Origin of the sequence: Pseudomonas sp. A214 (assembly GCF_900156295.1) — a bacterium.
Taxonomy (GTDB): Bacteria; Pseudomonadota; Gammaproteobacteria; order Pseudomonadales; family Pseudomonadaceae; genus Aquipseudomonas; species Aquipseudomonas rhizophila.
The window spans coordinates 3,350,914-3,374,509 of record NZ_LT707062.1; the positions used below are offsets into that span (position 1 = coordinate 3,350,914).

Below are 23,596 nucleotides of genomic sequence, written 5' to 3' on the forward strand. Positions count from 1 at the left end.
CCCCTGTCATGTGAACCTTCCGCCCATGCAGCGCTCACTTGTTAAGTCGCCGCGTTGAGTGATCGCGCTGTCTCATTGCCGATAAGGAATTCGCATGCACCCAACCTCGCCAACCATCGCCCTGGATTACCCTGTCGAACGTGAGCTGAGCCTGCGAGCGGTCAGTACGGGAATCGTGATCGGTGTCCTGTTGACGCCTTCCAATGTGTACGCCGGCCTCAAGATTGGCTGGTCGTTCAACATGTCGATCATTGCCTTGCTGATCGGCTATGGCATCTGGCAAGGCCTGGCCAAGCGTTCGGCCGCTCAACAGCCCTGGACGCTGCACGAAAGCAACATCAACCAGACCGTGGCCTCGGCCGCAGCGTCAATCATTTCCGGTGGGCTGGTTGCGCCCATCCCGGCCTACACCTTATTGACCGGTCAACAGTTGGACGTCATCCCGATGATCGCCTGGGTGTTCTCGGTGAGCTTCCTGGGGATCTGGATCGCCTGGTACCTGCGACCCTCGCTGCTCAATGACAAAGCACTGAAATTCCCCGAAGGCATGGCGACCCTGGAGACCCTTCTGCACATATACAACCAGGGCCACGAAGCGGCGAAGCGCTTGAAGGTGCTGCTCAGCGCTGCGCTGCTGTCCGGGCTGGTCAAGTGGGTCGATACCTTCATCTGGGTTTTCCCGCGCTGGTCGCCGACCCCGCAGTTGGAACGCCTGACGTTTACCGCGGACCCTTCGCTGTTGTTGGTGGGTTTCGGCGGGATCATCGGGATTCGCGTTGGCCTGACCCTGCTGCTTGGCGCCTTGTTGGCGTGGGGTGGATTGGCGCCGTGGCTGCTGGAGCAAGGCTTGGTGCAACTGCCGCCGGACAGCAGTGGCCCGCAGTTCGCGGCGTTGGTGGAGTGGCTGCTGTGGCCGGGCGTGAGTCTGATGGTCTGCTCGACCCTGACCTCTTTGGCGATTCGCTTGTGGGCATTGCACAAGTCCACCAAGGCGGGCGGTGGCGCGACCTGGGTGGTGCCCAAGACCGGACCTGCCAGCGGTTTCCTGGTGGCGATCGTGTTGGTGGTGAGCCTGCAAGCGCTGTTGTTTGGTATCAACCCCTGGATGGCGTTGTTGACCATTCCCTTGGCCATCTGCCTGGCCGCCGTGGCCGCCCGGGTGGTGGGGGCCACGGGCATTGCGCCCATCGGCGCCATCGGACAATTGTCCCAACTGAGTTTTGGCATCGTCGCCCCGGGGCAGGTGCCGATCAATTTGATGAGCGCCAACACCGCGGGCGGTTCGGCTGGGCAATGCACGGACTTGATGAACGACTTCAAGGTGGGCCGGGCGATTGGCGCCACACCGCACAAGCAGTTGATCGCCCAGACCCTGGGGATTTTCGTTGGAAGCATCGTTGGGGTGTTGGCCTACCTGGCCCTGATCCCCGACCCACAATCGATGCTGCTCACGCAAGAGTGGCCGGCCCCGGCGGTCGCTACCTGGAAAGCCGTGGCGCAAACCCTGACCCTGGGGCTGGACTCGCTGTCAGCAAGCATTCGCTGGGCGGTCATCATCGGCGCCGTGGCCGGCTTGTTGCTGGGGATTCTCGACAGCGTACTGCCCACCCACCGGGCCCGTTATTTGCCAAGCACGGCGGCTTTGGGCCTGGCGTTCGTCTTGCCGGCCTCGGTGTCGCTGATGATGGCCTTCGGCGCGGTACTCACCTGGCTGGTGAGCTGCCGCTGGGCGAGCCTTACAGAACGCTTTGCCATCACCGCGGCGGCGGGGTTGATTGCCGGGGAGAGCATTACCGGGGTGGGGGCGTCGTTGTGGCAGATGGTTGGGAATGGCGGATGATCTCAAACCGGCACGCATGAATGAGCGGGTATTTTCCCGCCTGGAACCGTACTGAGAAGGAGACAACATGATTGCTCGCTGGCGCTGGCTGTTGACGCAGCTGACTAAACAGCTGTGGTTCAAGGCTACGTTGTTTTCGCTGCTGGGCGTGGTCACGGCGTTGCTGGCCATCGCGCTCAAGGAATGGATTCCGTTCTCCTTGTCTGCCCGGATAGGCGCCGATGCCGTCGACAACATCCTTGGCATCATCGCTTCCAGCATGCTCGCGGTGACCACCTTCTCTTTGAGCATCATGGTTGCGGCGTATGGCGCAGCAAGTACGGGCGCCACGCCCCGTGCCACAACGCTGGTGATTGAAGACACCACGACGCAGAACGCACTCGCCACTTTTATCGGCTCTTTCTTGTTCAGTCTGGTCGGCATTATCGCGCTGAGTACCGGCGCTTACGGCGGGCAAGGGCGCGTCTTGCTGTTCGCAGTGACGATCGGCGTGGTGATTCTGATCGTGTACATGCTTTTGCGCTGGATCAATCATCTGTCCAAACTGGGGCGGGTCGGCGAGACGATTGATCGCGTAGAGAAGGCGACCATCGCCGCGATCAACCATCGAGTTCGATGGCCGTTTCTTGGCGGTTGTGCATACCCCGACGGCTGGGTCATGCCGTCGTCTGCGCGGCCGGTCGTCAGTGGCACCACCGGTTATGTCCAGCATATCGATGTACAGGCACTCAATGAGGTTGCCAGGGGTTGCGAGGCGCAGTTATTTCTGGAGATCTTGCCCGGAAGTTTTGTCCACCCAGGTATGCCGCTTGTCCATATCGCGCGAGCCAGCGAGGAAGGGCTCGACGGGGACGACCCGCTTGCCAGTAAAGTTCTCGCCTGCCTGAGCATCGGCGTTCGACGAACCTTTGAACATGATCCGCGTTTCGGGCTGTCAGTGCTTTCGGAAATCGCCTCACGGGCTTTATCAAGTGCGGTCAACGACTCCGGAACGGCCATTGACGTGCTGGGCCGTGGTGTTCGCAGCCTGGCCTGCTGGGGCACGTTTGAGCTTCATGAAGCGGTAACGCAACCGGAATGTGACCGCGTGTTCCTGCATGGCCTGAACGTTGACGACCTGTTTGATGATTTTTTTGGTCCCATTGCCAGAGATGGCGCCGGCATTGTCGAAGTGGATATTCGGATGATGAAGGCGCTGATTGCTCTCAGCCAGATCAATCCTGGATTGTTCAGCGCAGCCGCGACCAGGCAGGCTGATCGCTTGCTCGCGCGAGCCGATGCCGCGTTGGTGCTCGATGAAGAGAAGCAGCGGCTCAGAGCGCTTGCCGCAAGGCTTGTTTGCGCAACGGCTTAGTTTTTTTGTCGGTGCCAGGCGCAGCGCTTTGTGAACGCAACGTTAGCCGCACTTGAAATGTACCCAATGGACCCCTCTGCCCAATGCTAGACATTATTGCAATATTCCTCTGCATCACAGCAGTACTCGCTTACCTCAATCGGCGCTACGTAGGGCTACCCCCGGCCATTGGCGTGATGGGTATTGCCTTGGGCTTATCGTTACTGAACATGGCCTCCGATGCGCTGGGCTTTCACTCCCTGCACACGCTCGAGCAATCACTGGTGGAGTCCATCGATTTCTCCGAGTTGCTGATGGAGGGCATGCTGTCATTGCTGCTGTTCGCGGGGGCCCTGCATGTCGACTTGTCGCAACTGCGCGCCTATCGATGGCAGGTGGCGTCCCTGGCTGTGGTTGGCACGACTGTGTCGACGCTGTTCATCGGCTTCGGGCTATGGTGGCTGCTGTCTTTTACCGACCTGGAGTTGCCGCTTGCCTACTGCCTGGTGTTCGGTGCGCTGATTTCACCCACCGATCCGATTGCGGTCATGGGCATTCTGAAATCCGCCGGTGCTCCAAGTAGCGTGGAACTGGTGATTTCCGGAGAGTCGCTGTTCAACGACGGGGTCAGCGTTGTGCTGTTTTCACTGATTCTGGCGATGATCGCCAGTGGCGACGCGCCCTCCGTTACTGGCGTTTCGCGGCTCTTGCTGGAGGAGGCGGGCGGCGGTGCGCTTTTAGGCGCGGTTGTTGGGTACGTCACGTTCCGCATGCTCAAGAGTATCGACAGCTATCAGGAGGAGGTGCTCATCACCCTGGCCGCTGTGCTCGGCGGATATGCCCTGGCCACTCATTTGCACGTGTCCGGCCCGTTGGCGATGGTGGTGATGGGGTTGATCGTCGGTAACCATGGACGCTCTTATGCCATGTCTGAGCAGACCGAGAAAAACCTGGACATGTTCTGGGAGTTGATTGACGAAATACTCAACGCGGTCCTGTTTGTACTGATCGGTCTGGAAGTGATTCTGATCCACTTCACCAGCCCGCTCATTGTCACGGGCTTGATGGTGATCGTGCTGACCTTGTTCTCGCGTCTGTTGACGGTAGGCGTCCCGATAGCGATCTTGGGGCAGCGTTTCCGTTTACCTGAAGGCTCCTGGAGCGTGCTGACGTGGGGTGGGTTGCGCGGCGGGATATCGGTGGCCCTGGCGTTGTCGTTGCCACCGGGGGATGCTCGCGATGTCGTGGTTGGCATGACCTACCTGGTCGTGGTGTTTTCGATTCTGATCCAGGGTATGACCATCGGTAAGCTGGTCAAGCGCGTGATCCCTTGCTCGGGCGAATAGCGCTCATGCAAGTCGTGGACGTGACTCCTTGACTTGCATGATCCTGCGTCGCTGCTGCGTTGAATGTTTCTAGGGCTGCGATGTGGTCAGAAGCTCGGCGCTCACGGTTGAGCGCCGATCAATGCGTGCCACGACATAGGCACACACTCCAAGTACCGCAGGGCATAGAGCCAGTACTGCGAAGCTTTTCACCACGGGCATGCCGCTGTTGAGCACGTAGGCCCCGAGTAACGGCCCGCATACAGAGCCGATCTTACCCATTGACGCTGCCCATCCGGCGCCGTTGCCGCGAATGGCACTTGGGTAGAAAACCCCGGCGATGCTGGTGATGCCGTAGTGGCTGCCTTTGACGAAAATAGCGCCCATCAGGCTCAGTGCAATAAAGGCGTCTCCTTGCAGTTCGCCAATGCCCAGGACCAGCAGAAAAGGTAATGACAGCAGGGGATAGATCATCACGGCGTAGGGCCCCCGGGTGTCGACCACTCGCATCAATACGAGCCCGGCCATGGCGCCGCTGAACGAGGCGAAGGAGCTCACCCATGATGCAGTCGCCCGGTCGAAACCGGCGTACTGGTACACCAGCGGGCTCCATGACGCGAGAAAATACATGGCCATGGAGCTTGCTCCAAAGCCAATCCAGATCATGGGAGTGATCCATTTCAGTTTGCCGATGAACAACTGTCCGACACGGAAAGGTCGGTGACCGATGTCGATTTCATCGGCAAGAAAATAGCGGTCCCCGGCGCGAAGATCGATGTCCGGATCCAGGCGCCTGAGGATCCGCGCCACGGTTTCGGGGCGTCTTTGCTTGCTCACCAGAAATCGCACCGATTCTGGCAGGGTGAAAAACAACAGCACACTGGAAAGCAACGTTGCGATGCCGCCCAGCGCGAACACACTGGCCCAGCCATAGTGGGGAGCCATCCACACGGTTAGAGGGCCGGCAACCGCGCCACCCAGGCTGAAGCCAACCATGATGATTGTGATCACGGTTGCACGGTAGCGCTTGGGCACAAACTCGATATTCAGCGCCCAACAGAGTGGCAACATGGCGCCCAAGGCAAAGCCATTGAGAAAGCGCAAGATCAGCAGCGAGGCGTAGCTATCGGCCAAGGTGAACAGCAACGTCATCAGGCCAAAGGCGCTGGTGGACAGGATGATGGTCGGGCGACGGCCGATCCGGTCACCCAGATAACCGAAAAAGAATCCACCCAACATCATGCCGAACAAACCTATGGAAAAGATGTTGCCCAGTTGCAACTTATCCAGGCCAATGTCCTCGGCCATGTAGGCGGCGGTGTGGGAGAGCATCAGCAAGTCGAAGCCATCGAGGAAGGTGATCAGCACCGACACACAGATGATCAGATAGTTGAAACTCGACAGTCTGCGCCCCTCAATCAAGGCGGCGAGGTCAATTGCGCGTGACGGGATCATGATTGCTCTCCGCACAGTAAGATCCAAGTGAGCGTGTTCCGGCTTGCCGGACTCACCACAGTTTCCAGGTGTAACCGACGATCAAGCGATTTTCATCGAGCTGCTGGGTCAGACCATCCCCAGAGCGGTACGTGACGTTGCGCCAGCGCAGGTTCAGGCCCTCCAGGGCACCGCTCTGGAAGACGTAGGTCAGGTCGGTGTCACGTTCCCACTCACTGCCGTCGTTGACCGTACGGGTGCGGATATCGCTGCCTTTCACATAACGGGTCATGAACGTCAGGCCCGGTATCCCAAGCGCGGCGAAGTCATATTCGTAACGCAGTTGCCAGGATTTTTCGTTGGCTTTGGTGAAGGAGTTGTAGGTGACGAGGTTCGCCACATACGGCGTACCGGTGTCGATCACGGGGAACACACTGTCTCCGGATAGGTGCTGGAACGCGGCGGCGAATCGCTGGGCCCCGACGGTCAAAGTGAACATGCCATTGAAGTTGCGGTTATCGATCTTCCCGGCTTTTGCCGCGCCTGTGTCGCTACTGTCGACGTAGCGCAAATCGGAGCGCAGGCTCATGCCTTCCCCCAGTGGCAGGACGTGAATCACTCCGGAAAAGTGCTGGCGGTAGATGTCCTGCAGCTCACCCTGGTGGTAGCGCAGGGTCAGGTTCTTGCCCAGCGTATAGTCGCCGCCGAGCAGGTCCAGATGATCGCTGCTCTGGCCGGCATAGCTGATGTCGTCATTACTGGAGGAGTCGCGACCGTTAGCCTCTGTCAATCTCGCTGCGGTGACGGTCAGGTTCTCGACTTCGCTCGACGTCAGGTAGGCACCGGTGAAGGTCGAGGGCAATAGTCGGGTGTCGCTGTAATACGCCAGCGGGTGAATCGGCATCAGGGTTCCTACCTTGAGCCGGGTCTGGGACAGACGCATTTTGGCGGTCAGCCCCAGTTCGCTGTACTCGTCGACAGGCTGGTTGCTGTCGGGCCCGTAGGGCAACAGTGCGGTGCCCCGTCGACCTCGGCCCGAGTCGAGCTTGATCCCCAGTTCACCCAAGGCGTCGAGACCAAATCCAACGGTACCTTCGGTGTAGCCAGACTGAAGTTCGGCGAAGAAACCTTGGGTCCATTCTTCGGCCTTGGCCTGGGGGGCGCCACTCTGGCGAAAGTCGCGATTGAGGTAAAAATTGCGCGTGGTCAACGTCGCGCTGCTGTCCTTGAGAAAGTCTGCCTGGGCGTAGCTGCCGTGGCAGAAGAGGGCAAATGCGGTGAAGATGGCTAGATTCCTGTTCATTTTTTTATTGCTCTCAGGAGAGGGAATACGATTATTCAGGGCGAGTTTTGCCTGACCGCGTCGGTGACGACGCGGCACAGCAGGCGTGGCTCAAGGTGTTGTGAATCAGAGGCAGGCGGTCACGTCTGTGACGGGGCGGGCAATGGATCCACCGCAAGGTCGTGGCGGGTCAGGTGACCGATTGCGAATGCACAGGCGGCCAGCATTGCCGGACATATGGCCAGGACCAGGAAGCTCTTGACCACTGGCATTCCGCTGTTCAGTACATAAGCGCCCAGCAATGGGCCGAGGATCGAGCCGATCTTGGCGATCGAGGTGGCCCAGCCCGCGCCATTGGCGCGGATAGCGCTGGGGTAGAAGACCCCGGCGATACTGAGGATTCCATAGTGGGAGCCTTTGACGAACACGGCCCCGACCAGGCTCAGCATCAGGAACGCGGTGCCCTGCATGCCGGTGATGCCCAATACCAGCAGGAAAGGCAATGCCAGCAGCGGATAGATCATCACCATGTAAGGGCCTCGGGTATCGACGAAACGCATCATCGCCAAGCCCGCCATTGCGCCGCTGAACGAGGCGATCGAACTGACCCACGAAGCTGTCGCGCGGTCAAAGCCTGCGTACTGATAGACCAGTGGACTCCACGAGGCGAGAAAGTACATGGCCATGGAACTGGCGGAGTAGCCCAGCCAGATCATCGGGGTAACCCATTTCAGGCGGCCGATAAACAGCTGGCTGACCCGAAATTCCTTGCGGCCCAGATCTGGTTCGTCCAGTAGGACGAAGCGGTCGCCAGGTCGCACATCCAGGCTTGAATCCATACGCTTGAGCGTTGCCGTGATTTTTTCCGGGCCTTTGCGTTTGCTGGCCAGAAACCGCACCGATTCGGGCAGGGTGAAAAACAGGAGCACGCTGGCGGCCAGGGTCAGTACACCGCCGAACACGAACACGCCCTGCCAACCGATATGCGGCGCCAGCCAGACGGTGATCGGGCCGGCCATCGCGCTGCCCAGGCTGAATCCGACCATGATGATGGTCACCACCGTCGAGCGATAACGCTTGGGTACGAACTCAATGTTCAAGGCCCAGCACAACGGCAGCATGGCACCTAGGGCGAAGCCGTTGAGAAAGCGCAGGACCATCAGCGATTCATAGCTGTTGGCCAAGGCAAACAGCAAGGTCAACACGCCAAATGAGCAGGTGGAAAGAAGAATGGTGGGACGCCGCCCGATTCGGTCACCCAGGTAGCCGAAGAAGAATCCACCGAGCATCATTCCCAGCAGGCCGATGGAGAAAATCTCACCCAGCTGGATCTTGTCCAGACCGACCTCATCGGCGATGTAGGAGGCCGTGTGCGACAGCACCAGCAAATCGAAACCATCGAGGAAGGTGATCAGAACCGAGACCAGAATCACCACGTAGTTGAAGCGTGAAAGTTTGCGACCTTCTATAAGCGCCGCTACGTCCAGGGTGCGGGACTGTGACATGTGCGTTCTCCACTGCATTTTTTATTTTTGTTGGAGTGGCGCCCCCCTATGGATGGTGGGCGCGTCGAACTGCTTTAAGCACTATTCCAGATTGAACGCCAGCCGCTCGCGCAATGCCGGGGCAGGTATATCACTCAACCTGCCATCGGGGCCCGCGAGGTCCAGCGCGTGGGCCGCAGCGGCCCCCATTGCGATACAGGGGCCCATCACCCGGACACTCGACAGCGCGGCCGCATCGGCGTCGATGCAGCGACCGGCCACGACCAGGTTATCGCTGCCTTGGGCAAGCATGCTGCGCAACGGCACACTGTGAACGTGATCGTCACCAAAGGGCTCCCACTGGTAACCGCTGGTATTGCCGTGCAATTCCACCGGCCAGGAGGTGCGAGCTACCGCATCCGGGAATATCGTTGCCGCCCGCACTTCGTCAGTCGTCAGATGGTGATGTCCGACGATCCAGCGGGTCTGGCGAATACCTGGCAGCGCGTACGCCCGTACCTTGGCCTTGCTGTAGGCCTCGGGGTATTCCGACTTGAGGAAGTTGATGACCTGGTCCACCTGCTGGCGTCCGGCGATCGCGACATGGGAAGCGGCCACCGGATCCAGAGGCGTTTCGATGTGAGTCATGTTGAAGGCTGCGGTGCCACGGCCGGGGAACTGAAAGAACAGTCCGTCGTCGCGTTCGATACCGTAGCTTTTGGCTTTTTGTTTGACCCGTTCGGTGAACTGCGCGCGGGTGGGCAAGTGCGCTTCATTGATATGCTCAAGGACGAACATCTGGGTGCCATAGATGGGTGTGTCTGGCTCGCGACAGGCAAGTCCGGCATTCCAGGCTAACGCCGCGTCTCCGCTGGCGTCGATAAAGCCGTTGGCTGCGACACGCACATCGCCGTAGCGGGTGGCCAGTTCCACTTCGCGGATCCGCGGACCTTCGCGCACGACATCGCGTAACACCGCACCGAGCACCACGGTGATCCCGGCGTCGAGCACTTTCTGGCCAATCCATCGACCCAAGGCAACTTCGTCGTAGTAAACAACAGTCGTCAGGGGGCCAATGGCCTGGTGCAAGTCCCCCGAGGCGCCCAGGTCACGAAGGATGTCGTCGGCGATTCCGTGGGTCAGCAACCGGCGGTTAGGACCATTGGAGAACAGCCCGCAGAAGGTCCCGATAATTGAGCCGACCGCCTGACCGCCGAGCATCGGCAGGGCATCGAACAGCACTACGCGTTTGCCGAGCGCAGCGGCCTCCAGAGCGGCGGAAATACCGGAAATACCCGCGCCGGCAATGCATACGTCGGCCTGCAAGCGTTGAGCGGTGGGGGCGCTGGTACGGCGTACCGTGCGAATGACATGAGCCATAAAACTACCTTTGAGATGTAAAAAGGGCAGCCGATCCCGAGCCCGATAACCAAGGGGCACGGGAGCGGTTGTTGCGGCTGGCAGATTCCGGTTACGACAGGTCTCGCCTTCGCTCCGACCCGGTCGGGTGTTGCGATACGAACTGATCGGTTTGCAGCTGACGCGGAGTCACTTCAACGGTCCCGGCGTCGGCGTCGACGCGAACCCAATCCCCGGTTTGAATCCAGCTCAACGGGTCTTCGGTGAAGTCGGTCATGGCGGGCGCACGGACGACCACGGCGCCAAGGCCCATTTTTGCGGTCATTTCGTTGAACAACATGGCGCCAGGGGCTACGCCGGCGAGACGGGCGATATGGAACTGCGAGGACCAGCCGGACGAACCTTTGGCGCCGGGAAACACCAGCACTTTGCCGGCGAAACTGATGCCCTTGAGTTCGTGACGGGTCTCGATGACGGTGCCGCTGCGCGGGTCGATACCGCCCCAGCCGGAGATGCGGTCCCGGGTCACCAGGGCCTCGCCTTCGAAACAGCCGCCGACGACCTTGCGGCCTTTGAGGGTGAAGGTTGTGCTCATCTCAATACTCCTTTCCAACGGCCCTCGATGGCGGCCTGGACGCAATCGGCGGTGCTACCGAACCACGCCTGGATACCCATGATCGCCGGCAGGTAGTGCGCCTGTTTGGCCGAATCGACTGCCGCCACCCGCGTGCCCGTGGGAAGTACCTTGCCAATGGCTGAGCAGGTATCGGTCATCAGATGCCCGCCGGCCTGTTCGATGATGCGGGTGTAGCCGGCGACGTCGGCCAGTTGTTTGATCGACGCCGCCGTAAATATCCAGAGCTCGGTATTCGGACTCAGGCGTTGGCCTTCCAGCAATTGGCAGACCTCCCAGATCTGTTCGAGGCTGTAGTGCGGGCAACCGAGCATCACGAAGTCAATCTCGTCATCGCGAGCGGTGATATTGACTTGCTCGTAGGCCCAGCGCCGTTCGGCCTCGCCGAAGCGCATTGCGGCCAGGGGAGGGGACGCGCCAAACGCCTGCTCGCTGGTTTGGGCTTCAGGCGTCACCCCAACCAGGTGATACATCTCCACCCCACCGCTGGAAGCCGCCGCCGCCCCGAAGTGCTTGAGGCGAGCCAGGTTGGGTTGGTGACTCACGCCTTGGATGACCGGGATGCGGTCCTGCACCTGCTCGCCGACCCAGTAGCCGAGCAATCCCCAGTCCGCCGTGGTACTCACGTCTATGTCCAGCTGGATCAGGTGGGTACCGCGACGGTTTTCCTCGATGTGCAGGCCCCAATAGGGGATCTTGCCGGTCAGCATCGCCGCGCCCGTGCTTTCCCGGCCTTCGGCATTGGTGCGGGCACCGAGTACCGAGTTGATATAGATCACCGCAGAGGATTCCATCCATGCGCAGTGTTCGCCTTTTACCGGCACGTTGCCAACTTGATAGGGCGTACAGGTATTCAGGGGTTGTACCCCCAGACCGCTGCTGTAAGCCTGACCTGTTTCATAGATGCGGACCACGTCTGGCGAGATGCCTTGGCGTACAGCATGCCGGGGGTCGATGCCTTGCTGCAGGTGGCTGCTCGGGACCTTGACCCGAGGAATCTTGACCAACTCGGCGCTGTCGAGGTTGAACTCGCTGAACACCGCATCCATGCCGCCATTTTGGTCTGCGTACTGACGCAGAAAGGGCGTGGTGGCTCCGATGGTACCGGCGACATTGCGCGTATCCACCAGACATTGCGCATCCAGGGCTTCGCCATAGCGCACCAGCAATTCCATGGCTTTTTGCACCGCCGGACCTTGATCGCCAGCGAGCATGGCTTTTTCGTCGTCGCGCAACTTCATTGCGGTTGCTCCCCGGGATGGGTGATATCCAGTGGCTTTATCAACACCGCACCGTGGTCCATGGAGGACACATTGTGGCGGTATATATCCAGCCAGCCACCACCGAACTGGGGGGCCGCAGGTATCCAGCGGGCGCGTCGGGCTTGCATTTGTGTTTCGCTGATATTGGCGTCAAGGGTGTTGAGATCCAGGTCGATGTCGATGATGTCCCCGTCTTCCACCAGTGCGAGGGGGCCACCGACGGCTGCCTCAGGAGCCACCTCCGCCACGACCAGGCCTTTGCACACCAGCCCCGAGAGGTGACCGTCGGTCAGCATTGCCACGTGGTCACCCAGCCCGGCCCCGTCAATGGCGAACACTACCTTCGAGGCGCCACCGCCCATGGCGGGCCCGCCCTGTACACCTGCGCCCCGCATGACCACGACATGGCCGGGCTGAATGCGTCCATCCTGCAACGCTTGGATGGCATCGGCGGAGCGCTCGAAGCAGATCGCGGGGCCCTTGAACTGGCGTGGCTTGCGCGGGTCGATGCCGTATTTGACGATGCCGGCCTGCGGGGCAATGTTGCCGCGCAGCATCACGATGGCCGGTTGCGTGGCAAAGGGAGCGTGCAACGGGCGGATCACCTCGTCGTCACTGACGGTCACCCCCTGCAGGTTTTGCGTCAGGGTTTTGCCGGTGACGGTCAGCACGTCACCGTGCAACAAAGGTTCAAGGCGCTTGAGCAGCCCACGGCCACCCCCCGCTGCTTCCATTTGCTCAATGCTGTGTTCGCCCACTGGTCGTACGCCGACCAGCACCGGTATCTTTTTTCCCAGTTTCCTGAAGAGTTGGTACACGTCCACGTCAATGCCACCTTCAGCCGCCACCGCCTGCATATGTTTGATGGTGTTGACCGAGCCTCCCGCAGCAAGAATTGTCGCAACGGCGTTGGCAAAGGCAGCAGGCGTCAGGATGTCGCGAGGTTTGAGATCTTCCTCGATCATTTCCACAATGCGCTTGCCTGCCTGGTGAACGAAATCGAACATCTGCGGGCTATTTGCTGCAATAGGGGAGCTACCGGGCAAGGCCATGCCCAAGGCTTCACATACCAGATGCATGGAGTTGGCGGTGCCCATGCCCGAACAGACCCCAGGCCCTCTGATGGCGTTGCGTGCCATGCCAGCCAGTTCCTCGACGGGCAGTTTGCCGGTGACCACGTGCATGGAGCTGATGAATACATCTTCGATATCGACGTGCTGGCCATTGTATTCGCCGCTTGGCTGATACCCGCACACTACGATCAACGTCGGGATGTTCAGCCGGGCAGCTGCCATCAACTGACCGGGTACTGTTTTGTCGCAAGAGGCCAGGCAGATCATGCCGTCGAGCTGAGCGCCTTCGACCGCGACTTCGATGTCATTGGTGATGAGGTCTCGGGCGGCGAGCATATAGGCGCCTCCCGCACCGGCACCGGTGATGAAGTCACTGGGCGCGGCCGTACGAATTTCGAAGGGCAGCGCACCGGCATCGCGTATCGATTGCTTGAGGCTGGCAGCGATACCATCCAGATGACTGAAGCAAATCGCCAGGTTCGAGGACGAGTTCACGATGGCGATTTTCGGTTTTTCCAGCTCGCTCTCCTCAATGCCCAAGGCGCGCCACTGGGCGGCGCGCACAGCCCACAAGTAGGATCCGTAGGGGAAATTACTGCGTAGCTTCTTGGGCATGATTCGCTCCGTTGTTTTTATTAGATGTCGATTCGGTTAATTACCTTAACGATCTTGTACCGAGTCTAGGCTTCGACCTAGAATCCGAAAACCTTATTTTACTTATAGATAAAATCCAAAATATGGATATCAAGGACGTCGATCTCAACCTGCTGAAAGTCTTCGATGCGCTGCGCAAAAAGCAAAGCGTGACCCTGGCCGGTGATCTCATGGGGCTTAGCCAGCCAGCCATGAGCTTCGCGTTGGCCAAGTTGCGCACGCTGTTCGATGACCCATTGTTCATTCGCACTTCACGTGGCATGCAACCTACGGCCAGGGCCCTGCAGATCGCTGAGCCGGTGCAACGGATTCTGGAGATGGTCAGCAGCGAGGTGTTGCCATCCACCGGTTTCGTTGCCGAACACTCCGAGCGACAACTGGTGCTGTGCATGTCGGATATCGGCGAAATGGTGTTCCTGCCCAGGTTGATGCGGATGCTCGACAGTAAGGCGCCCCAGTTAAGAATCCGTACCCTGGCGTTGTCCTCGGAGCAGTTGGAGGAGGGGCTGGATGCCGGCGAGGTGGACGCGGCAATCGGCTATTTTCCGCGCTTGCTCAATACCTCGATCCGGCATCGCGCGTTGTATCGCCATTCGTTTGTCTGCATCGTTCGTCGTGATCATCCCACCATCGGTGACAGCATGAGCGCCGAGCAATACCAGAGCGCAATGCATGTCGCGGTCCAGCCTGACGGGCGTGGAATGAGTGGACTGGATCGTGAGCTGGCGAGCCACGGCATCACCCGTCGAGTGCGTTTCAGCCTGCCACGGTTTATGGGCGTGCCATTTCTGGTGGCCGAGTCCGACATGATCGCCACTGTACCCTTGGCAGTCGGACGCAGGTTTGCCGACATCACGGATGTGCGCCTGGTGCCGCTGCCTTGGGATATTTGCGGATACGACATTCACCTTTACTGGCATACGCGGTTCCATCATGACCCGGCGAACCGCTGGTTGCGACAATCCTTCATTGAATTGCTCGATGACTTTTCTCCCGCAGACCAGATACAGATTTAATAGGTATCGGAAATAGTTAATTGACATAACTAATATGGCCGGTTAGTTTTTTGCTCACCTTCAAGTGCGCAACAAGAGAGCAGAAGCCATGGAACACAGGGCGTGAGCAGTGCAGGGCAATATTCAGCCTTTGTCGATGTAGCGATTTTCGATGCGGTGCGCACCCCCTGGGTTGATCTTGGTGGTGCCCTGGCCCAGGTTTCGCCTATCGATCTTGGGATCAAGGTTGCTCGTGAGGTGCTGGCCCGGGCCGGCATCGATCCTATGGCCGTAGACAGCGTGCTGGCCGGCTCCATGGCCCAAGCCAGCTTTGACGCCTATTTGTTGCCGCGGCACATCGGGTTGTACAGCGGCGTGGCGCAAACGGTTCCTGCGCTGGGGGTACAGCGCATCTGCGCCACCGGCTTTGAGCTGCTGCGCCAGTCTGCTGAACAGTTGCGCGATGACGTTCAGTTAGCCTTGTGCGTGGCCAGTGAATCGATGTCACGCAATCCGATCGCCGCCTACACCCACCGGAACGGGTTTCGTCTCGGTAGCGAGGTGCAATTCAAGGATTTTCTCTGGGAAGCCCTGTACGACCCGGCCCCCGGGGTGGATATGATCGCCACCGCCGACAACCTGGCGCGACGCTATGATCTGTGTCGCGAGGCGGTGGACCGTTATGCGTGCGACAGTCATCAGCGAGCCTTGCAGGCCCAGCGCGCAGGTGCCTGGTGTGAGGAAATCGTCCCCATCGATAACCAGGTGTTCGAACTGGAAGGCTATCAGCCAAGGGGCATCAGCCTGCCGCGCGGCACCGGTATCGTCACCCAGGACAGCCATCCACGACCTACTGACTTGTCGGCTCTATCGCGCCTGCGGGCGTTACATGTGGGGGGTGTACAAACCGCCGGTAATAGCTGCGCAGTCGTCGATGGTGCGGCGGCGGCCCTGGTAGGACGAGGCTCGGCCTGCACGCGTGTGCCCCTGGCTCGCTTGCTGGCCAGCGCGGTGGTCGGTGTGGCCCCGGAGTTCATGGGCATCGGCCCGGCACCAGCGATCCGTCTGTTGCTGCAACGCAGCGGATTGAGCCTTGATGACATTGCCCGTTTCGAGATCAACGAAGCCCAGGCAGCCCAGGTACTGGCTGTCGCGCAGGAGTTGGAGCTGGATCATACGAAGCTCAACGTCCAGGGGGGCTCTTTGGCCGTCGGGCATCCACTGGCTGCTACCGGCCTGCGGTTGGTCATGACCCTGGCCAGGCAGTTGCGCCAGCACAATCTGCGCTACGGGATAGCCGCAGCATGTGTCGGTGGTGGCCAGGGCATGGCGTTGTTGATCGAGAATCCGACCTGCCACACCTGAGTTTATGCCCGCCCGCAGTGGTGGGGCGGTCTGTTTTATATCCTGACGAGGTGACTTATGTGGAGCTACCAGGCGCCTCTGCGCGATATGCAATTTGTGTTTGAGCATTGGTTGCAGGCGCCCGCCACATGGCGTCGCTGTCAGGCGTTCGATGCGCTTGATCTGCCGTTGGCGATGCAGGTGCTGGAGGAGGCGGGGCGCTTCACTCAGAACGTGCTGGCCCCGTTGAACAGCAGTGGCGATCGCCAGGGTTGCCGTTGGAGGGCAGGCCATGTCAGTACCCCGGACGGCTTTGCCAGTGCCTATCAGGCCTACGTTGACGGTGGCTGGCCAGCGCTGGCTTGTGGCGAGGCGTTGGGTGGACAGGGGTTGCCGCAATTGCTCGATGCCGCGCTGCAAGAGATGCTCTATGCCAGCAACCATGCCTGGGCCATGTACACCGGCATCGTCTACGGTGCGTACCTGTGCCTCAAGAGCCATGGTGCTCCTTGGCTGCAAGAGCGCTATCTGCCCGAGATCGTCAGTGGCCTAACCCTGCCTACCATGTGTTTGACCGAGCCCCAGGCAGGCAGCGATGTCGGCCTGCTGCGCTGTCGCGCCGAGCCTGGCGTAGATGGCAGCTATCGCCTGCATGGTAACAAGCTGTTTATCTCCGGCGGCGAGCACGACCTTACGGAAAATATCCTGCACTTGGTCTTGGCACGCTTGCCCGATGCGCCGTCGGGCAGTCGCGGCATCTCTCTGTTTCTGGTGCCCAAGCGACTGGACGATGGCCAGGCCAACGGTGTGCGCTGCGACGGTCTTGAACACAAGATGGGTATCAAGGGAAGTGCTACTTGCTCCCTGGTGTTCGATGGCGCTCAAGGCTGGTTGATCGGCGAAGCCAATCAGGGCCTGGCGGCGATGTTCGTGATGATGAATTCGGCGCGCTTGCATGTCGGCCTGCAAGGCTTAGGGCATACCGAAGTGGCGTGGCAGAACGCGAGGAAATATGCCGCCGAGCGCTTGCAGATGCGCGCACCGCTGAGACCCGAAGGGGTGCAAGCGCAGGCTGCCGACCCGCTTCACTATCATCCGGCCATGCGCCGGGTGTTGCTGGAGTTGCGCGCTGCCAGCGAAGGCATGCGAGCCATCGGCTATTGGGCCGCCCATTTGCTGGATCAGGCCGAACATGCCGTGGATCCACAGACCCGACAGCATGCCAGTCAACTGGCGCAGCTGTTGACGCCGATCATCAAGGCGTTCTTTACCGAACAGGGTTTCCGCCAAGCCAGCAGCTCCTTGCAAGTGTTCGGCGGTTACGGCTATGTCACCGAGTTCGCCATTGAGCAGACCTTGCGTGATAGCCGCATTGCCATGATCTATGAGGGCAGCAACGAAATTCAGGCCAATGACCTACTGCTGCGCAAGGTGCTGGGAGACCATGGCCAGGCGTTTGGCTTGCTGCTGGCGCAGCTGCGCGAAGAGGCGCGGCTGGGTGGCGACTGGGTTGAGTGCCAAGGGTTCGCCGCGGCCCTGGAAAATCTCTGCAACTCGCTGGCGGCTGTGGTCGAGGACGTGGTCGAACGGACACGAGAAGACCGCGAATACCCCTATCGAATCGCAGGGGATTTCCTCCAGTTATGTGGCGTAACGCTGCTGGCCTTGTCCTGGGCGCGGGCAGCACGGGTCTCCAGGGCATTGCCTGAAACGGATCCGCTACGTGCCGGCAAGTTGCAAAGCGCGGGGTTCTTTTTTGACTACCTGCCGTCCAGGCTGGCACAGCATCTGGCTGCTATCGTTGATGCTCGGTCTACCCTGGCGTTTATCTGAGGGGCGAGGGCGGGGTGTTCGCCCGAGCGCGAGTACTCAAACCCGGATAGGGTCAACCAACCGCTGCGGCCAAGACAACTCAAACAGCAGGCCCGGCTCCGCGCGCTTTGCAGACAGCATCCAGCCATGGGCCCGGGCAATTTCCTGGCAGATCGTCAGGCCAAGCCCCGCGCCATGATCACGGCGATGTGGCCCACGCCAGAAGCGCGTGAACAGGTGCCGCAATTGCTCGCGATCAACGCCGGGGCCCCAATCGCGCACCCTGAGTGCGCCCGCGCTGACGTGCATCCTGACCTCAGTACCGCGGGGGGCGTGTTGAATGGCATTTTCCAGCAGGTTCTTGAGCAACGTGAAGAGCGCGCTTCGATCGGCCTGCCATTGGCCGCCTTCAGGCGTTTCGTCAACCAGAACAAGACGTACGTCGACGGCCTCGGCCATACGCTGCAGATAGCCGCAGGCTTCCCTGGCGACATCGGCTATTTCCACTGTGGCAAAACTGTAATTCTGAACCTCACTGGCTTCGGTCAGGAGCAGCAGTTGCTGGACTTGCCGTGTCATGTGCGCCACATCATCGAGCAGGGCATTGTGCGCGTGACTGTCTTGCATCAGTTCGATTTGCGCGCGAATCAGCGCCAGCGGTGTTTTCAACTCGTGCGCGGCGGTTGCAAGAAACTCCTGCTGGACACGATAACCTCGCTCCAGGCGCGCAAGCGCCTGGTTGAAGCTGGTGACCAGCGGCTCGACCTCGGACGGCACGGTTTTTACCTGCAACCGCGAGTGCAGGGAGCGAGGGGAGATGGCCGCCGCTGACTCCGACACTTCACGCAAGGGTTTGAGGGTGTAGCCCAACGTGAAATAAGCGCAGGCGCCGAAGACGAACAGCAGCACCAGGCTGAACAGCGCGATCCCGGCCCCCATGAATGGCAAGGCAAATCCCCCATGGAGCAAATCCATTAGCCTTTCGCTGGCGGCAAATTGCAGATACCAGGTCTTGCCTTGGTGCTCGACAGCCGCGGTGGCAGCGTACATGACGATGCCTTCACGTTCGAACTTGAATCTCGGTTGTTGCGATGGAGGATTCGATGCGACTGAAGACCAGAACGTCGCGTCGGTGGAGGTCAGGACCACATTGCCCGTTGAATCCAGCACGCGGTGGCCGATTTCCCGCCCCAGGCTATCGAAGGTCCAGACTCGGTCACCCTCGCTGCTGTCGAAGCCGTTGGGCCGGCCAGTGGCATCGAACTGGAGCTTGCCGGCCAGTTCATGGGTGCGCTCGGCGACGTCGGTGGTCAATAAAATATCGCTCTTTGAGGTGACGAGCGCGAGCACCCCTAATGCAATCAGCAGAATACTCAACCCCACGCCGACCACGTAGGCGAGCAGCACCTTGAAGCTGATGCTATTGCGCCACGTCCTCTTGACGAAGGGCATAACCGAGACCTCTGAGGTTGATGATTCGTTGGCGGGAGCCGATGGCAAGCAGCTTGCGGCGGATCCGGTGAAGGGCCACATCCAGTGCGTTAGGCGTCACGGCTTCGCTCAAGCCCCAGCCTGCCGCTTCTATCGCGGCGCGACGCACGATTTCTCCTGGCTTTCGCAACAGCAACAGCATGATCTGCATTTCCGCCGGCGCGAGAGGAATGCTTTGGCCGGCACAACACATGACGCCGGTATCGGGTTGCAGGCTCAGGTCACCATGACTCGGCGCGAGTGGACGACAGTCCACGGGACGCCTTAGCAACGCCCGCACACGCGCGACCATCTCATCCATGGCGAATGGCTTGGGCAGATAATCATCTGCTCCAGCATCCAGGCCTGCGACACGGTCGTGCAGCGCGTCGCGCGCCGTGAGAACAAGGCAGGGCAAGCCATGCCCGGCGTTGCGCAAGCGCTGCAACAAGACGAGCCCGTCGCCGTCCGGCAAGCCGCGATCAAGAATCAGCGCCTGGTAAGGGACCCGCCCGATAGCCGCCCACGCGCCATCGATGCGGTTGACCACATCGACGGCGATGCCGGCGCTCGCCAGGCCTTTGCACACCAAATGCGCCAATCGCTCGTGGTCTTCGACCAGCAGAATACGACTCATCAGAAGCGGTACAGGTAGCCGAAGAGCACGCTGTTTTCAGTAGAGCGGTCTACCAGCGGGCTGTCCTTGATCTCATCGGCGAGGCGGGTGGCCTTGACGTCAAGGAACACGGAATGATGGTCATCGAACATATAGTTTCCACGAACGCCAAGTTCGGTATTGAGGCCGGATTTTCCATCATAGGCCGCTCGATCAATGCGAGCTTCACTTTCGCGAACACCAAAATAATAATCAACGTACTTTTGGTCCTGCCATATCGCCGCCACTCGTGGCGTGAGGGTGAGGTGTTCACCCCATTGCCAGGATCTCTCAAGACCCAGGGTGAAGCGCTGGCCCTTGCTGTTGCCCGATACGTCCGTCAGCCACTGGGCGCTGACATCGGCCAGAGGGTTGCGCCACTGCACCTTGGCGCCGGCCCAGAAGCCACCTTTACGATCACTCATGCCATCCAGGAAGCGGGCATCGTCGTCGTCATAACCACTGAAGTCGTATTCACCGACGATGCTCAGATCCAGTTGCTGGGAGTCGTTGAGAGTGAAACCCGGCAGCTTGATCTCGGCGGTAGGGCCGAATACTCGTACGTAGTCATTTTTAAAGTAGATCAATGGTATGGCCTGAGTTTCACGGTCGACGCCCTTGTACGGCTGCTGGCTGCTGACCGCCCCGATGCCAACGCCCCAGGATGACGTCGACTCGGCGTTTGCCGACTCAGCGGCGAGCGCGACCATGGATGAGCACAGACCGAGCACCAAGGCTTGGGTGGTGGCAGTCAACCGGATCGCACTTGAAACGGTAGACAGGGGCGTGCAATGCATGGGGTTCTCCAGATCGATAGGATGAAAGCGACCCTATCGTCGAAAAGTTCTTCTTACTGGACACTTACCCATCAACCGACATCGATCCCTTCCTGGTAAGAGTCGCCAAGGATTCCCTATCCGATAGTGGGCACCGGTGCCCTGCAGCCCTTTGAATATGCTTGTCAGCCGATTCTGACAAGAATGTCAGCAAGCGGTCAGTTTGCGGACACCTTGATTGTCTAGACTGGTGGAGGGTAGCTACAGGCTACTTTGCAGGTCGTGTGCAAAAATTACCCAAACCTGGATCCCTGATTGCCCGGTTGTCCCGCTTCCCGAGAGGAGTTACCTGATGCGCTTGCTCATCGTCGAGGACGAAGAAAAGACGTCCTCCTATGTGCATCGTGGCCTGAGTGAGCTCGGCTACATTGTCGATGTGGCGAGTAACGGCATCGATGGGCTGCACTATGCGCTGGAAATGGACTATGACGTCGTGATCCTGGATGTCATGTTGCCGGGCAAGGACGGTTACAGCGTGCTGGAGGGTTTGCGCCAGCAGAAGAAAACCCCGGTCATCATGTTGTCGGCCAGGGGGACGGTGGATGATCGCGTTCGTGGGTTGCGCGAGGGCGCTGATGACTACCTTGGCAAACCTTTTTCCTTTGCCGAACTGGTCGCCCGCGTTCAGGCATTGATCCGTCGTCGCACCGCAGACACGGCTGACCTGACCCATCTGCGCATCGACGACCTGGAGGTCGACCTGCAAGCGCGCAAGGTGACCAGGGCCGGGCTGCGGCTGGATCTGACGGCCAAGGAGTTTTGTCTGTTGAGCCTTCTGGCGCGGCACCAGGGAGAGATTCTTTCCAAACTGATGATTGCCGAGCAGGTCTGGGACATGAATTTCGACAGTGACGCCAACGTGGTCGAGGTTGCGATCAAGCGCGTCCGGGCCAAGGTCGATGTGCCTTATTCGCGCAAACTGCTGCATACGGTCCGGGGCATGGGCTATGTACTGGAAAGTCGTGAAGCCGATGCCAGTCAAGGCAGTACCCGCTGATGAAGGGGTCGATAGCCAAGCGGCTGGCATTGATGTTTGCGCTGGCGGTCTTGCTGATCATCTCTATCAGCGCGACGCTGCTGCGCTGCTCATTGAAGACATCGCTCGAAGATCAGATGCAAAACGAGTTGATCCTGCGCCATTCCGTACTTGATCCCGTGCTCACAAAATACGATTCACCGGCATTCTGGGTCGGTTTGCGTGAAAAGCTCGATGGCCTGACGCCCACGGATCAGCGGGTGCGTTATTGGGTCCTGGTTGACGACCCGGCCTACAGCTATGGCGGAGCGATGCCGGACGGCCAGGATTGGTCGAAGCGCCCGGATGGATTTTTCAGCATGGCGATACCTGAACGGGATCGTCCCATGGTGCTGCAAGTCAAGACTATCTCTGCCATGGGTAACCGCCCGGAGTTGCGCTTTATCGTGGGGCTCGATTCAACGCCGTTCATGAAGACCCTGGACCATTTCACCAAGACGCTGATCCTGACTTCGGCGCTGGGCATCGTACTGGTCGCGCTGCTGGGTTACTGGATCGCGCGTTTCGGCCTGGGGCCGGTCAGGCGCCTGAGCCGTCAGGCCAACAGCCTGCCGCCGGGTGATTCAAAGCAGCGACTGGACACCGAGGCACTGCCCGACGAGTTACAGGAACTGGCGGTGTCGTTCAACGGGGCCCTGGCTCGCCAGGAGGCCGCCTGGTGCCAGCTCGAAGGGTTCAATGCCAATGTCGCCCATGAGCTGCGAACGCCGCTGACCAACCTGATCGGGCAGACCCAGGTCGCGTTGGCCCACGGGCGTGATGTGGCTGAGCTTCAGGATCTGCTGCAATCGAATCTGGAAGAGCTTGAGCGCATGGGCACCATCGTCAATGACATGCTGTTCCTGGCGGGCGCCGAAAGCGGGCAGCGTGCGACCGAGCTCAGTGATGTCTCGCTCTACGAGGAGGCGTCCAAGACGGTGGAATACCTGGAGCCTGTCTTGCACGACAAACAGTTGGACGTGGTGATCAAAGGCGACATGCGCGTATGCATCGACCGACGCCTTTTTCACCGCTCTTTGGCCAATCTGCTGCAAAACGCGGCGCGATACGCGGTGCCGCAGAGTACCATTACTGTAAGCCTGGAACGTCTTGGCGCGCAGGCCAAGGTAAGTGTTTCCAATGCGGGTGAGCCCATTGACGAGGTGCACCTGCAGCGCTTGTTCGAGCGTTTCTATCGCGCCGATGTCGCCCGGGCGCGAAGCGACGCACACCATGGCCTGGGGCTTTCCATTGTGCGGGCAGTAGCGTCCATGCACGGTGGCCGTGTGTTCGCCCATAGCAAGGATGGCTTCAATACCTTCGGATTCTCCCTCACCAGCCAGGCAGCCCGCTAGTCGCCGTCAACCGATGGCCGGCGTGGCTCGCCGGCGTTTGACATCTTCCTGTCAGTCAGCAGTCACCTTGACGTCAGTCACCTCCCCCTAGAGTGCTACGACCATCCCGGTAAAGGACAGTCGTGGAGTCCACTATGAACATTCAAAACGTGTCGATCGCCAGTCTTCTGGCATTCATCACTCTGAGCGGTTTGCCTCTGTTCGCCGAAGAGAAAGCGGATGTGCCTGCCTACGAATATGGCATGCCGCTGGATATCGCCAGGGTCATCCGCATTGAAGAACCGGAGTCGCGGGTGTGCGAGGTCGTGCGCGCAAAGATGACCTACGTGAATACACAAGGGGTCACAGAGCGCGTCAGCTTTCTGAAGCAGTCTGAGGTGTGCGTGCTCCAGTGACCGTTCGGCAGTGCTGGTTCTTCATCCAAATAGAGAGCT

19 protein-coding genes are annotated in these 23,596 nt (G+C 59.9%); 9 read left to right on the forward strand and 10 right to left on the reverse strand.

What is annotated here, in order from left to right:
* The first annotated feature begins 94 nt into the window (after nucleotides 1–94).
* The 3 genes from BW979_RS15025 (at nucleotide 95) to BW979_RS15035 (ending at nucleotide 4,519) form a co-directional block, all read left to right on the forward strand.
* The gene (locus tag BW979_RS15025) at nucleotides 95–1,840 is read left to right on the forward strand and encodes an OPT family oligopeptide transporter (protein ID WP_076384187.1); all 1,746 of its coding nucleotides are present in this window, start codon (nucleotides 95–97) and stop codon (nucleotides 1,838–1,840) included.
* A gap of 67 nt (nucleotides 1,841–1,907) precedes the next feature.
* The gene (locus BW979_RS15030) at nucleotides 1,908–3,194 is read left to right on the forward strand and encodes a DUF2254 domain-containing protein (RefSeq protein ID WP_076384189.1); all 1,287 of its coding nucleotides are present in this window, start codon (nucleotides 1,908–1,910) and stop codon (nucleotides 3,192–3,194) included.
* A gap of 83 nt (nucleotides 3,195–3,277) precedes the next feature.
* The gene (locus BW979_RS15035; protein ID WP_047225572.1) at nucleotides 3,278–4,519 is read left to right on the forward strand and encodes a cation:proton antiporter; all 1,242 of its coding nucleotides are present in this window, start codon (nucleotides 3,278–3,280) and stop codon (nucleotides 4,517–4,519) included.
* A gap of 69 nt (nucleotides 4,520–4,588) precedes the next feature.
* On the opposite strand, the gene BW979_RS15040 is transcribed toward BW979_RS15035, so the two are convergent.
* The 7 genes from BW979_RS15040 to ilvD form a co-directional block, all read right to left on the reverse strand.
* The gene (locus BW979_RS15040; protein ID WP_076384191.1) at nucleotides 4,589–5,953 is read right to left on the reverse strand and encodes an MFS transporter; all 1,365 of its coding nucleotides are present in this window, start codon (nucleotides 5,951–5,953) and stop codon (nucleotides 4,589–4,591) included.
* A 52-nt stretch (nucleotides 5,954–6,005) separates the two neighbouring features.
* Entirely contained in the window at nucleotides 6,006–7,235 is a 1,230-nt protein-coding gene (locus tag BW979_RS15045; protein WP_076384193.1) for an OprD family porin, read from the reverse strand.
* A 119-nt stretch (nucleotides 7,236–7,354) separates the two neighbouring features.
* Nucleotides 7,355–8,719, reverse strand: coding sequence for an MFS transporter (locus tag BW979_RS15050; protein ID WP_047225575.1), 1,365 nt, complete (start codon nucleotides 8,717–8,719; stop codon nucleotides 7,355–7,357).
* Between the two features lie 81 nt (nucleotides 8,720–8,800).
* Nucleotides 8,801–10,078, reverse strand: a complete 1,278-nt coding sequence (locus BW979_RS15055) for an FAD-dependent oxidoreductase (RefSeq protein ID WP_076384195.1) — start codon at nucleotides 10,076–10,078, stop codon at nucleotides 8,801–8,803.
* A gap of 91 nt (nucleotides 10,079–10,169) precedes the next feature.
* The gene (locus BW979_RS15060) at nucleotides 10,170–10,652 is read right to left on the reverse strand and encodes an aconitase X swivel domain-containing protein (RefSeq protein WP_076384197.1); all 483 of its coding nucleotides are present in this window, start codon (nucleotides 10,650–10,652) and stop codon (nucleotides 10,170–10,172) included.
* Complete coding sequence (locus BW979_RS15065; RefSeq protein ID WP_047225578.1) at nucleotides 10,649–11,932, reverse strand: aconitase X; 1,284 nt, start codon at nucleotides 11,930–11,932, stop codon at nucleotides 10,649–10,651. Before BW979_RS15065 ends, BW979_RS15060 begins: the two co-directional genes overlap by 4 nt.
* Nucleotides 11,929–13,641 carry a dihydroxy-acid dehydratase gene (gene ilvD / locus BW979_RS15070; RefSeq protein WP_076384199.1) on the reverse strand — a complete coding sequence of 571 codons (1,713 nt, stop codon included), beginning with the start codon at nucleotides 13,639–13,641 and terminating at the stop codon, nucleotides 11,929–11,931. The genes BW979_RS15065 and ilvD overlap by 4 nt, the downstream gene beginning before the upstream one ends.
* Before the next feature lie 122 nt (nucleotides 13,642–13,763).
* On the opposite strand from ilvD, the gene BW979_RS15075 reads away from it, so the two are divergent.
* From BW979_RS15075 to BW979_RS15085, 3 genes are all read left to right on the forward strand, one after another.
* The gene (locus BW979_RS15075; RefSeq protein ID WP_047225580.1) at nucleotides 13,764–14,696 is read left to right on the forward strand and encodes a LysR family transcriptional regulator; all 933 of its coding nucleotides are present in this window, start codon (nucleotides 13,764–13,766) and stop codon (nucleotides 14,694–14,696) included.
* 102 nt (nucleotides 14,697–14,798) lie between these two features.
* A complete protein-coding gene (locus BW979_RS15080) occupies nucleotides 14,799–16,040 on the forward strand; it encodes a thiolase family protein (protein ID WP_076384201.1) in 1,242 nt (413 codons plus the stop codon).
* A gap of 57 nt (nucleotides 16,041–16,097) precedes the next feature.
* A complete protein-coding gene (locus BW979_RS15085) occupies nucleotides 16,098–17,852 on the forward strand; it encodes an acyl-CoA dehydrogenase (protein WP_076384203.1) in 1,755 nt (584 codons plus the stop codon).
* Nucleotides 17,853–17,888: 36 nt separating this feature from the next.
* Here the strand turns inward: BW979_RS15085 and BW979_RS15090 are convergent, their stop codons facing one another.
* From BW979_RS15090 to BW979_RS15100, 3 genes are read right to left on the reverse strand one after another with little or no spacing between them, the layout of a single operon-like run.
* A complete protein-coding gene (locus tag BW979_RS15090; protein WP_076384205.1) occupies nucleotides 17,889–19,283 on the reverse strand; it encodes a sensor histidine kinase in 1,395 nt (464 codons plus the stop codon).
* Nucleotides 19,252–19,938 carry a response regulator transcription factor gene (locus tag BW979_RS15095; protein ID WP_076384207.1) on the reverse strand — a complete coding sequence of 229 codons (687 nt, stop codon included), beginning with the start codon at nucleotides 19,936–19,938 and terminating at the stop codon, nucleotides 19,252–19,254. Before BW979_RS15095 ends, BW979_RS15090 begins: the two co-directional genes overlap by 32 nt.
* Entirely contained in the window at nucleotides 19,938–20,753 is an 816-nt protein-coding gene (locus BW979_RS15100) for a MipA/OmpV family protein (RefSeq protein ID WP_076384209.1), read from the reverse strand. The genes BW979_RS15095 and BW979_RS15100 overlap by 1 nt, the downstream gene beginning before the upstream one ends.
* A 331-nt stretch (nucleotides 20,754–21,084) precedes the next feature.
* Between BW979_RS15100 and BW979_RS15105 the strand changes: the two genes are divergently transcribed.
* The 3 genes from BW979_RS15105 (at nucleotide 21,085) to BW979_RS15115 (ending at nucleotide 23,557) form a co-directional block, all read left to right on the forward strand.
* Nucleotides 21,085–21,789 carry a heavy metal response regulator transcription factor gene (locus tag BW979_RS15105; protein WP_047225586.1) on the forward strand — a complete coding sequence of 235 codons (705 nt, stop codon included), beginning with the start codon at nucleotides 21,085–21,087 and terminating at the stop codon, nucleotides 21,787–21,789.
* Complete coding sequence (locus BW979_RS15110) at nucleotides 21,789–23,162, forward strand: heavy metal sensor histidine kinase (RefSeq protein WP_047225587.1); 1,374 nt, start codon at nucleotides 21,789–21,791, stop codon at nucleotides 23,160–23,162. The genes BW979_RS15105 and BW979_RS15110 overlap by 1 nt, the downstream gene beginning before the upstream one ends.
* Before the next feature lie 134 nt (nucleotides 23,163–23,296).
* The gene (locus BW979_RS15115) at nucleotides 23,297–23,557 is read left to right on the forward strand and encodes a DUF2790 domain-containing protein (protein WP_083714399.1); all 261 of its coding nucleotides are present in this window, start codon (nucleotides 23,297–23,299) and stop codon (nucleotides 23,555–23,557) included.
* The last annotated feature ends 39 nt before the right edge of the window (nucleotides 23,558–23,596 follow it).